Below are 11,887 nucleotides of genomic sequence, written 5' to 3'. Positions count from 1 at the left end.
CGGGAACTCATCGCCCCCCACGTCCGACTACTGGTGCGACGGCTCGGCCCCGCGCCCGGTCGCGGCACCAGTCAGGAGGCCCGTATGACGCCAGAGATAGAGGACGCCTTCGCGGCGATCAGAAGAGACCACGGCGCGGACTCGATCGGCCGTGTGGAGCGGATGCTGGAGCCTGGCGGAGGCGGGCCGCGGCACCCACTCCAGAAGGGCGCCAAGTGGATCCTGCCGGGACTGTCCCCGACTCCCTGGCACGACTCCTATGCCCACCCCGAGCTGGTCCCGGTGGTCGAGGCCCTGGAATCAGCTCATTCAGCCATCAAGGAAGAACTGGAATCCGCGTGGACGGTTCAGCGCGAGGCGTTCTCCGACTACGAGCACTATCTTGCGCGCCAGGAGAACTGGAAAGCCCTCTACCTCTACCGGGGCGGACGTCTGGTCGAGGAAGCGGCCGACACGGTGCCGACGGCGCACAAAGTGCTCAAAGAGTTCGCCGTAGACACCGAGAAGATCTGCCCTCTGCTGGAGTCTCATTTCTCCACACTGCTGCCCGGAGCCTCGATCGCTCCGCATTGTGATCTGTGGAACTTCAGCATCAATCTGCACCTCGCCGTCGACATTCCGGACGGATGCACTCTTACGGTCGCGGGGGAGACCCGCTCCTGGCAGGAGGGGTGCTGCCTGCTCTTCGACTATTCCTTCGAGCATGCGGCGCGCAATGACGGAAACCGACCACGGACCTGTCTGCTCATAGACCTCTGGCATCCAGAAACAACGCCCCCCGAGCGGCAGGCGCTGACCGTCCTCATCGAAGAGATACGGCGCCTGATGGGGGATTAGGAGGCACCTGAAACACTCGGTGAAAGGAACCGGCGGTTTCGCACTGTCGGTTCCGAGGGCTGCCCGAAAGCCCAATTCTCGCTCGATTTCAACTTTCTCATACGTGCATTCTCAAGGCTTCTTCGAACTGTTATCGTGGCCGAAATTGCTCGACGGATTCCATATCCGTCTGCGTTTCTCGTTCACGCGTGGAGGAGGGATCGACTCATGCACGCCCGGCTTTCCCTGCTCGTCCTGGCCCTCGCCCAGTTGGTCATCGCGCTCGACTACAACATCGTCTACGTGGCACTGCCCGAGATAGGCGCAGACCTCGGCTTCGCCGCCCACGACCTGCAATGGGTGGTGAGCGCCTACGTCGTGACGACGGGAGGCTTCCTGCTGCTGGGTGGGCGGGCGGCGGATCTGCTCGGCCGCCGTCGGACATTCGCCGCCGCAGCGCTCGTCTACGCCGGTTCCTCGCTGGTGGGCGGGTTCGCGGAATCACCCGGAGCGCTCATCGCGGTCCGGGCTCTCCAGGGCATCGGCGGATCGCTCCTGTTCCCGGCCACCCTCTCCCTGATCAACACGATCTACGCGGAAGGCGCCGCCCGGAACCGGGCTCTGGCGGTGTGGGGCGCGGCAGGCGCCGGTGGCCTGTGCTTCGGCTCCCTGCTCGGTGGCGTGCTGGTGGAAGCGTTCGGCTGGCACTCCGTGTTCCTGGTCAACGTGCCCGTCGCGGCGGGGATCGCCTGGGCGGGATGGAAGCTGTTCCCCCCGGACCCGCGGCGGACCGGCACCAGGCAGTTCGACGTGACCGGCGCCCTGGCCGCGACCGCAGGGGTCACCCTGCTGGTGTTCCTGCTGGTGAACGCACCCGAAGCCGGCTGGACCAGCCCGCTCACCATGGCGAGCGCCGTCCTGTCACTGGTCTTCCTCACCCTGTTCGCCGCTGTCGAGAAGCGCTCCCTCAACCCCCTGGTACCGCTACGGCTGTTCGCCCATCGCGGTCTCGTTTTCGCGATGGCCGTCACCGCGCTCTACAGCGCCACCTTCAGCTCGCTTCCCTACTTCCTGACGCTCTACTTCCAGACCGTGCGCGGCTACAGCGCATGGACGACCGGCCTGGCCTTCCTCCTGCCCGCCGTCGTGACGGCCATCGGCACCCAGATCGGCGAACGGGCAGTGGCCGCGGTCGGCGTACGCCGCATGCTGGCCGGGGGCATGGCACTGGGCGCGACCGGAGCCGCCTGCCTGGGACTCGCCCTCAGCGCGGGAGGCCCGTACCCGCTGCTGCTGCCCGGGATCGTGCTGCTGGGGCTCGGACAAGGCGCCACGTGGACCGGCATGTGGATCGTGGCCGCCTCCGGCGTGGCCCCCGAGGACCAGGGCGTGGCATCCGGAATGGCCTCCACCAGCCTCCAGGTGGGCGGAGCGGTGGGCCTCGCCCTGCTCGTGGCCCTCGCGGGCGCAGTGGTGCAGGGGCCGTCGGGCGAACTGGCCGGGATCCGGGTCGCGGTGTTCGCGATCGCGGCCGGCATGGGCTGCGGTGTGCTGCTGACGTCCAACCTGCGCGGAGCGGCCGTGCCCGTGTAGCCCGGAGCCGGAGCCGGAGCCGGAGCCGGAGCCGAGCCCGAGCCCGAGCTCGAGCCCGAAGCCGAAGCCGAACCGTCGACTTCGTCGTGGCCGCTTGGCCCTTCGCCACCCGTACCCGTACCGCACCTTCAGGAGGACCGCTGTGCCCGTACCCACCCCGAGCCGGCAGGCTCCCGCGGCCGTTCTGTGCGCGGTGGCCGGCTGGGTGCCACCCCGTGTGGTCACGAACGACGAGCTGGCACAGCGGCTGGACACCGACGACACCTGGATCCGCACCCGCACGGGTATCCGCCGCAGGCATGTCGCCGGACCCGGCCAGGCCACCTCGGACCTGGCGGTCGAAGCGGGGCGGCTGGCTCTGCACAGCGCCGGACTCGCCCCGGCCGGATCGCCGACCGTCGGCAAGAGCCCGGTCGACACGGTGATCGTCACCACCACGACCCCGGACCGGCCCTGCCCGGCCACCGCACCCGCGGTCGCCGCACGGCTCGGCCTGGACCGGGTGGCGGCCTTCGACGTCGGAGCGGTGTGCACCGGGTTCGTCTACGGACTCGCCACCGCCGCCGGACTGATAGCGGCAGGCGTCGCACAGCGGGTCCTGCTGATCGGAGCCGACACCTACTCCACCATCGTGGACCCCCTCGACCGGGCCAACGCGATCATCTTCGGAGACGGCGCCGGAGCCGTCGTCCTGCGCGGCGGACACCCCGACGAGCCGGGCGCGGTCGGCCACTTCGACCTCGGCAGCGACGGCACGCACGAGGACCTGATCATGGTGGCCGCGGGCGGCTCACGCCGACGCTCTGCCGGGGCCGGGGCCGGGGCCGGGGCCGGGGCCGGGGCTGGCGCTGGGACCGAAGCCGGGGTCGGTCCCGAACTCGCCCGCGCGGAGCGGTACTTCGCGATGCGCGGCAACGAGGTCTACCGCCATGCGCTCACCCGCATGGCCGCATCCGCCCGCGCCACCCTGACCGCAGCCGGCTGGAAGACCGACGACGTAGACCACTTCGTACCCCACCAGGCCAACCTGCGCATTCTGCACTCCGTCGCGGACGACCTCGGTCTGCCCCGGGAACGCTGCGTCGCCAACGTCGACGCAGTGGGCAACACCGGTGCCGCCTCCATCCCGCTCGCCCTCGCCGACGCCGCCGCACAGCGAGTGGTCCGCCCCGGCGACCGGCTCCTGCTCACCGCTTTCGGCGGCGGGCTCACCTGGGGCTCCTGCCTGCTGACCTGGCCGGAACTGTCACCGCCCCCTCACCCCTACGCCCCCCTCGTCCCGCACGGCACCGGAGAGGACAGCCCGTCATGAGCACCACCACCTACGACCGACTGGTGGAGATCGTCGCGAAACTCCACGACATCCCGGCCGAACGGGTCACGCCCGAGGCGACCTTCGCCGACCTCGACGTCGACTCGCTGACCTTGGTCGACATCAGCATCCGTATCGAACGCGACCTCGGAGTCACCGTCCACGACAGCGAGTTGCGGCCCACGCTCACGATCGCCGGGGTGGCCGAGCTGATCGACGCCGGACAGGCCGCCTGAACAACCCCGCCTGCACAAACCCGAGTTCCGCAACCCGACGCACAGAAGGCAACCGCTTTGAAGATCACCGCTATGCAGATCACCGATCAGTCCGGCTCGTATCTCGGCGCGAGCGTCGAGGGCTTCGACCACACCACCGCCTCCGACGACGACATCGCCACGCTGAAGCAGACCGTCTACACGAAGAAGATCGCGGTCCTCAAGCACCAGGACCTCTCCCCGCAGCAGTTCCTGGCGCTCGGTGAACGGCTCGGCCGTCCCGAGACCTACTACGAGCCCATGTACCGACACCCCGAGGTTCCGGAGGTGTTCGTCTCCTCCAACGTCCCCGAGAACGGCAAGCAGATAGGCGTGCCGAAGACCGGCAAGTTCTGGCACGCCGACTACCAGTTCATGCCCGACCCCTTCGGCATCACCCTCATCCACCCCCAGGTCGTGCCGGAGAAGAACCGTGGCACGTACTTCATCGACATGGGCCGTGCCTACGCGAAGCTGCCCACCGAGCTGAAGCGGGAGATTCAGGGGACCTTCTGCAAGCACTCCGTCCGCAAGTACTTCAAGATCCGTCCGCACGACGTCTACCGGCCCATCTCCGAGATCATCGACGAGGTCGAGACCAGGACCCCCGCCGTCCGGCAGCCCACCACCTTCACCCACCCCCTCACCGGCGAGACCGTGCTCTACATCAGCGAGGGCTTCACCGTCGGCATGGAGGACGCGGACGGCAACCCCCTCGACGACGAGCTCCTCAAGCGGCTGTTCGACGCCACGGGCCAGCTCGACGAGGCCTTCGAGCACGACGACATCCACCTGCAGAGCTTCGAGAAGGGCGACCTGCTGGTCTGGGACAACCGCAGCCTCATCCACCGTGCCCGGCACACCGTCACTCCGGAGCCGACCGTCTCGTACCGCGTCACCGTCCACGACGAGCACCCCCTGCACGACGGGATCCGGACCGCGTGACCGCGCCGCCCGCCGACCGCACCGAGGCGCCGCCGGACCGCTCCTACTCCACGGACGAGGAACTGCTGGCCCGCGTCCTCATGCCCTACAAGGCGCACTGCAAATACCTCAGGACCGGCGTGGTCACGGCCGAGGCCGGACTCGCCTCGGTGCGCTGCGAGTTCGCCATCCCGGAGTCCTGCTACATCGACGACACCGGCCACCTGAACGCGGTCGAGGTCAACATCGCCTACAACCAGATGATGTATTACCTGGTCGCCAAGTCCGTGAAGGAAGGACTGCTGGCCGGGTTCGAGACCTGGACCCTGGACGACTTCTGGCGTCACCAGCTCCCCGACGTCCTCATCGCCCGCTTCGCCAGTAACTTCCGCCGCCCGGTCGACCCCCGCTCCTTCCACGGGGAGATGCGGTTCCGGTCCGTCACCCGGCGCTCCGTGGGCGGCGGCAGCCCGTTCCTGCACGCCGAGACGTCGTACCGGTACCGGGACGCCGATCGTGGCCGCTGCGACGGCGAGGCGACCCTGGCCTTCGTCAACATTCCCTGACCGGCCTCCCCGATCTCCGAAGGACCGCCCATGGGGTCATCCACGGCGACACCACCGCCGGCCACCGACCGTATCCACCATCCCGAACTGAGCACCCTCGTGCACAGCGCCCGCTTCCACGCAGAGCATCGCCCCGAGCAGGCCGCAGTGCTCTGCGAAGGGCGCACCCTCACGTACGCGGCACTGCACCAGGGGGCCAACCAGGTCGCCCACGCGATGCGCGCCGCCGGGCTCAAGGAGGGCGACCGGGTCGCCTACCTCGGCAAGGAGTCCGAGCACTACTACGAGATCCTCTTCGGCTGTGCCAAGAGCGGCACCGTCCTCGTGCCCGTCAACTGGCGCCTCACCGCACCCGAGGTCAGCCACGTCCTTGAGGACTCCGGCACCCGACTCCTCTTCGTGGAGGACGAGTTCGCGTCGATCGTCGACGCCATACGGAGTACGCCGCCGGAGACAGTCGTCGCCCTCACCGGGACGGACGGCTGCGCGGACTGGAAAGCCGGTCACTCCGACGCCGAGCCACCGTTCGAGGCCACCCCGGACACTCCGGTCGCCGAGCTCTACACCAGCGGCACCACGGGACTGCCCAAGGGCGTCGTTCTCGCCCACCGCAGCTTCTTCGCGATCCGGGACGCCCTGGCGAGCGAAGGGCTGGACTGGATCGACTGGCGCACCGGCGACATCGCCCTGATCGGCATCCCCGGCTTCCACGTCGGAGGGCTGTGGTGGGCCACGCAGAACTTCAACGCGGGTACGACCGTGGTCGCCATGCGCGCCTTCGCCGCCCGCAGCGCCGTCGACCTCATCCGGGACCTGGGCATCACCACCGCCTGTGTCGTGCCGGCCATGCTGCGCATGATGCTGACCGAACCCGGCGTCGCGGCCGAGGACTTCACCACCCTGCGCAAGACGGTCTACGGCGGCTCCCCGATCTCCGAGGCACTCCTTGAGGAGAGCCTCGCCGTCCTGGACTGTGAGTTCGCCCAGATCTACGGCCTCACCGAGACCGGCAACACCGCGGTCTGCCTGCCACCCGCCGACCATGTCCCCGGCGGCCCGCGCATGCAGGCAGCAGGCCGCCCCTATCCCGGTGTGCGCGCCAAGGCGATCGACGGCGAGGGCCGTGAACTGCCGCCGGGCGCCGTCGGAGAGATCTGCCTGGCCACCCCGGCCCGCATGGTCGAGTACTGGAGACTGCCCGAGAAGACCGCGGAGACCCTGGTCGACGGGTGGATCCACACCGGGGACGCCGGCTACGTCGACGAGGACGGTTACGTCTTCATCCGCGACCGCATCAAGGACGCGATCCTCGTCGCCGGGGAGAACGTCTACCCCGCCGAGATCGAGAACGTCCTGGAGAGTCATCCAGGTGTGGCCGAGGCGGTCGTCGTCGGCGCTCCCGACGAACGCTGGGGCGAGTACGTGCACGCCTTCGTCGTCCCCGCCTCCGGGGAGGAACCCACGCTCCGTGACCTGCACACGCACCTGGTGCCGCAGCTGGCGAGCTTCAAGCTCCCCGCCCGCTACGAGTTCATCGACAGCGTCCCGCGCAACCCCAGCGGCAAGATCCTGCGCCGGGAACTGCGCGACCGCTTTTGGACCGACACCGACCGCAAGGTCAACTGACGCACCGGACACCGCACGCACCATCCCGCACGCCGTCGTCGAGCTTCCGAGAGAGAACCCGCATGCCCGAACCCCTCACCCAGGACACCTTCCGCGCCGACCTCGCGGAATTTCTCCACCTCCGGCCCGACGAAGTCGACCTCGCGGAGAGCCCGTTGGACGCGGGCCTGGACTCCCTGCGCATCGTGACCCTTGTGGAGCGATGGCAGGCCACCGGCGTGGACGTGAGCTTCGTCGACCTCGCCGAGCGCACATCCTTCGCCCAGTGGTGGCAGCTGCTGGAGCAACGCCGGAAGGCAGCGGCCCGTGCCGACACCTGACCGTACGCCGACGGGCGGGCGTCACCCGTTGCTGGCCGCCCAGGAGGGCATCTGGACCGGCCAGCAGCTCGACGCGGACAGCCCCGCCTACAACACCGCCGAATACGTCCGCATCGACGGACCCATCGACACCACGGTCTTCGACACCGCCCTGCACCAGGTGGTCGCCGAGACCGAAGCCCTCAACGTCACCTTCGTCACCGACGACACCGGCCGCCCCTGGCAACTCGGCACCCCGGCCGGCGAGTGGCACACCCACATCGCCGACCTCACCACCGACCCCGACCCGCACGCCGCGGCCCTGGCCTGGATGGACCAGGACATGGCCCGCCCCGTCGACCTCACCCGCGGCCCCGTCTTCGGACACGCCCTGCTCAGAACCGGGCCGGACCAGTACCTCTGGTACCACCGGGTCCACCACATAGCCCTGGACGGCTTCGGCCTCTCCCTCGTGGCCCGCCGCGTGGCCGAGGTCTACACCGCCCTCGCGACCGGTGAAGCCGTCCCCGCGGCAGGCTTCGGCACCCTGGAATCCGTCCGGGCCGAAGAACGGGCCTACCAGCGGTCCGACCGCCACACCGAGGACCGCGCCTACTGGAGCGGCCGGTACGCCGACCGGCCCCCGGTGGCCGGCCCGGCCGGCCACTCCGCCCTGCCCGCCCGCACCTTCCACCGCCACGTCAGCGACCTCGACGCGGCCTGGTCCACCACATTGCGCGCCGTCGCGCGCGACCTGTCAGCGACGTGGTCCGAGGCGATGCTCGCGGTGACCGCCGCTCACCTGCACCGGATCACCGGCGCGCCGGAGATCGTCCTGAGCCTGCCCGCGATGGGCCGCCTAGGTTCCGTGTCCCTGCGCGTACCGGCCATGGTCCGCAACATCCTGCCCCTGCGGGTGCCCGTCACTCCCGACGACACCCTGCGCGACCTCACCGCCCGGGTCTCGCGCGAACTGCGCGCCGGGCTGCCCCATCAGCGCTACCGCTACGAGCAGATGCGCCGCGACCTGAAACTGGTCGGCGGCCGGCGCCGACTGTCCGGCCCCGGCGTGAACATCATGCCGTTCGAGTACGACCTGCGGTTCGCCGGACACCACAGCACCGTCCACAACGTATCCGCGGGACCCGTCGACGACCTGGCCGTCAACGTCTATGACCGCTCCGACGGCACCGGCCTGCGCATCGCCGTCGACGCCAACCCCGAGCTGTACACGACGAGCGAGGTGGCCGACTTCCAGGAAGGCCTGCTCAGCCTCCTCGACGGGGCGGTCAGCACCCCCGATCTGCCGCTGCGGAAACTTCCTGGCGGTCCCGCCCTCGTGCCCGGTCCCGCCCCCGTACCTGGCCCCGCCCTCGTGCCCCTGCCGACGGTTTTGGACGGGGGACCGCTGCCGGGCCCCGTACACCCGGTGCTCAGCCTGATCGCCGACCATGCCGCACGACGGGGCGGCGCCATCGCCGTGGAGCACGCCGGAATCACCAGCACATATGCCGAACTCTTCGGCGCCGCACGGAACATCGCGCGCGGCCTGACCGCCCATGGAGTCGGCGAGGGCGATGTGGTGGCGGTGGCCCTGCCTCGCGGTGTCGACGCCGTCACCAGCATCCTCGGCGTCCTGCTGTCGGGCGCCGCCTACTGCCCACTCGACCTGCAAGCACCCGCCGACCGCACGGCGCATCTCCTGGCCGACGCCCTTCCCGCGCTCGTCGTCACCACCAGCGACCGCGGAGCCGACTTCCCGGACCGGACGGTACTTCTGCTCGACCAGCTTGACCATCCCCGCCAGCTCGACCAGTTCGACGATCCCGGCCAGCTCGGCCAGCTCGGCCAGCCGGAATCCGGGCCCGCCGCGCGTACCGCGTCGTGGGCGCCCGGCCGGGCCGACCTGGCCTACGTGCTCCACACCTCGGGATCCACCGGCCGTCCCAAGGGCGTCGAGATCGGCCACAGCGCCCTGGCACACTTCGTCGCAGCCGCCACTCACCGCTACGGGATCCAACAGCGGGACCGTGTGCTGCAGTTCGCCCCGCTGCACTTCGACACCAGCGTGGAAGAGCTGTTCCTCACCCTGTGCGCCGGCGGCACCCTCGTCATCCGCGCCGACGACATGACCGAGTCGATACCTCACTTCCTCGATGAGGCGGCCCGCCTGCGCGTGAGTGTGCTGGACCTGCCCACCGCCTACTGGCACGAGGTGTCCTACGCGATCTCGACCGGCACCGCCACGCTTCCCGAGACCGTCCGGACCGTCATCGTCGGCGGCGAGGCGGCCCTGCCCGAACGGGTCGACCGCTGGCGCGAGGCCGCCGGCCCCTCGGTGCGGCTGCTGAACACCTACGGCCCCACCGAGGCCACCGTGGTCGCCACCGTCGCCGACCTGCACGACCCCACGCTCGCCCCCGGCGACGTTCCCATCGGCCTGCCGCTGGCCGGCACCCGGGCCGCTGTCGTCGACGGCGAGCTGTACCTGCTCGGCGACACCCTTGCGCGCGGCTATCGCGGCGATCTCCCGGACAGCTCCCGCTTCGCCCCCCTCGCCGCGCTTCCCGGCACACCCCGCGCCTACCGCACCGGGGACCTGGTGAGTGTCGGCGAGGACGGACAACTGCGCTTCCTGGGCCGGGCGGACGACGAATTCAAGATCAGCGGCCACCGTGTCCGGCCCGCCGAGGTCGAGAGCGCGCTGCTCACCCATCCCCGTATCCGGGAGGCCGCCGTAGTGGGACAGACCCTCGCCGACGGAACCCGGCGCCTGGTCGCCCACCTGGTCACAACGCCCCCCGCACCGACCGCGTCCGAGGCCAGAGCACATCTGCGTACGCTGCTGCCCGCGGCGATGGTCCCCTCCGGGATCGAGCTCCTCGACCGGCTGCCCCGCACGGGCTCCGGCAAGATCGACCGGGCTGTCCTGAGCCGCACGTCCGCGCCACAGGCATCCACGACCGGCAACGTCCTCGAACAGGCCGTCACCGGTGTCTGGCGGCAGATCCTCGGCACGGACACCCTCACCGTCGACGACGACGTGTTCGACCTCGGAGCCCAGTCCCTCCAGGCCATCCAGGCCGCCAACCGGCTGGGCGCCCGACTCGGCCGCGACATCCGGGTCGCCTGGCTCTTCCAGTACCCCACCGCTGCCGGACTGGCCCGCTTCCTGGGAGACGACGCCCAGCCCCTGACAGCACCGACAGGGCTGCCACCGACCGTCCTCACCGATGCCCCCCTGGCCCCGGGCATACGGCCCGGCATCAGCCGCGACCCCCACGACGTGCCCCGCCGCATCCTGCTCACCGGCGCGACCGGCTTCGTCGGCGTCCACCTGCTGGCGGAACTCCTGGCCAACACGTCCGCCGAGATCGTCTGCACCGTGCGCGCCCGCGACCGGGCCGAGGCCACCGCACGTACCCGCCAGGCCCTCGACCGGCACGCCATCGCCCTGGACGAACGGGACTTCCGCCGAGTCGTCGCCCTTGCCGCCGACCTTGCCCGGCCCGACTTCGCGCTGCCCCGGGACACACTCGCGGATCTGGCCACGACCTGCGACGCGATCTTCCACAACGCGGCGACGGTCAGCATCATGCGTGACTACGCCACCCTGCGCGCCGTCAACACCGAGTCCACCCGTCACCTGCTGCACCTGGCCGCCGTACGCACGACGCCTCTGCACTACGTGTCCACGCTGTCCGTGGCTCCACCCGCGAGCCACAGCCGGGAGGTACCGGAGACGTTCCTACCGCCGCACAAGGGACTGCGGTACGGCTACCAGCAGTCGAAATGGGCCTCCGAACGTCTGCTCGAACAAGCCGCCGAGCGTGGTCTGCCGGTCACGGTGCACCGCTTGGGCCGGGTGGTCGGCCCGTCCGGCACGGGATACGTCAACGAGCGGGACTTCCTGTGGAGCGTGCTGCGGGCCGGTGTCCCCGCAGGAATCGTCCCGGACCTGTTCGAGGACGAGGTCTGGACGCCCGTGGACTTCGTGGCCCGCTCCCTGGTCCGTCTCTGTCTCACCGCCGACCCCCGGGCCACCGGTCCCGTCTTCAATCACGCGACCCTGCCCCGGGTACGGCTCGCCGACGTCTACACCTGGGTGGAGGAGTACGGCTATCCGATACGGCGACTGCCGCTGGCCCGGTGGCGGGAGCAGTTGCCCCGCTCGGCCGATGCCGCCGCCACGACCCTGGCCTTCTTCGACTCCACCGAACAAGCCGCCGCAACCGACCTGCGGCTGGGCCACGTTCGCGCCGACAACGTCCGCGCGGGCCTGGAAGGCGGCGACATCACCGCCCCGCCCCTGGACCGCGACCTGCTCTTCGGATACCTGGACCACTGCGTCGCCGCAGGAGTGCTGCCCGCTCCGGCCGGCCGCCGGCCCTCGCACGCAACGTCCCGAAAATAACCGTGACTTGCCGGGAACTCGCGGCCGCGCCGCCCCGACTACTGCAACAGAACCCCTCAGCCACCAGCGCATTTCCGTATGCA

9 protein-coding genes are annotated in these 11,887 nt (G+C 70.1%); all 9 read left to right on the top strand.

The window, feature by feature from the left end; translation table 11 throughout:
- Positions 1–84 precede the first annotated feature (84 nt).
- The 9 genes from OHS59_RS01770 (at position 85) to OHS59_RS01730 (ending at position 11,804) form a co-directional block, all read left to right on the top strand.
- Positions 85–837 carry an aspartyl/asparaginyl beta-hydroxylase domain-containing protein gene (locus tag OHS59_RS01770; protein ID WP_328491594.1) on the top strand — a complete coding sequence of 251 codons (753 nt, stop codon included), beginning with the start codon at positions 85–87 and terminating at the stop codon, positions 835–837.
- A gap of 207 nt (positions 838–1,044) precedes the next feature.
- A complete protein-coding gene (locus OHS59_RS01765) occupies positions 1,045–2,409 on the top strand; it encodes an MFS transporter (RefSeq protein WP_328491593.1) in 1,365 nt (454 codons plus the stop codon).
- A gap of 142 nt (positions 2,410–2,551) precedes the next feature.
- The gene (locus OHS59_RS01760; RefSeq protein WP_328491592.1) at positions 2,552–3,721 is read left to right on the top strand and encodes a beta-ketoacyl-ACP synthase III; all 1,170 of its coding nucleotides are present in this window, start codon (positions 2,552–2,554) and stop codon (positions 3,719–3,721) included.
- Positions 3,718–3,957, top strand: coding sequence for an acyl carrier protein (locus tag OHS59_RS01755; protein WP_328491591.1), 240 nt, complete (start codon positions 3,718–3,720; stop codon positions 3,955–3,957). Before OHS59_RS01760 ends, OHS59_RS01755 begins: the two co-directional genes overlap by 4 nt.
- Before the next feature lie 72 nt (positions 3,958–4,029).
- Positions 4,030–4,920, top strand: coding sequence for a (3R)-3-[(carboxymethyl)amino]fatty acid oxygenase/decarboxylase (scoE, locus tag OHS59_RS01750; protein WP_328491590.1), 891 nt, complete (start codon positions 4,030–4,032; stop codon positions 4,918–4,920).
- Positions 4,917–5,465: a (2E)-enoyl-ACP glycyltransferase gene (scoD, locus tag OHS59_RS01745; RefSeq protein WP_443061366.1), complete on the top strand. Its 549-nt coding sequence runs from the start codon at positions 4,917–4,919 to the stop codon at positions 5,463–5,465. Before scoE ends, scoD begins: the two co-directional genes overlap by 4 nt.
- A 30-nt stretch (positions 5,466–5,495) precedes the next feature.
- Positions 5,496–7,091 (top strand): long-chain-fatty-acid--CoA ligase, encoded by a 1,596-nt coding sequence (locus OHS59_RS01740; protein ID WP_328491589.1) that lies wholly within the window; start codon positions 5,496–5,498, stop codon positions 7,089–7,091.
- A gap of 62 nt (positions 7,092–7,153) precedes the next feature.
- Positions 7,154–7,411 (top strand): phosphopantetheine-binding protein, encoded by a 258-nt coding sequence (locus OHS59_RS01735; RefSeq protein ID WP_328491588.1) that lies wholly within the window; start codon positions 7,154–7,156, stop codon positions 7,409–7,411.
- Entirely contained in the window at positions 7,398–11,804 is a 4,407-nt protein-coding gene (locus OHS59_RS01730) for an amino acid adenylation domain-containing protein (RefSeq protein WP_328491587.1), read from the top strand. Before OHS59_RS01735 ends, OHS59_RS01730 begins: the two co-directional genes overlap by 14 nt.
- Positions 11,805–11,887: the final 83 nt, after the last annotated feature.

Source organism: Streptomyces sp. NBC_00414, from assembly GCF_036038375.1.
In the GTDB taxonomy this organism is placed as follows: Bacteria; Actinomycetota; Actinomycetes; order Streptomycetales; family Streptomycetaceae; genus Streptomyces.
The sequence above is the reverse complement of the archived record's forward strand: the minus strand, read 5'-3'. Positions and strand labels throughout refer to the sequence as shown.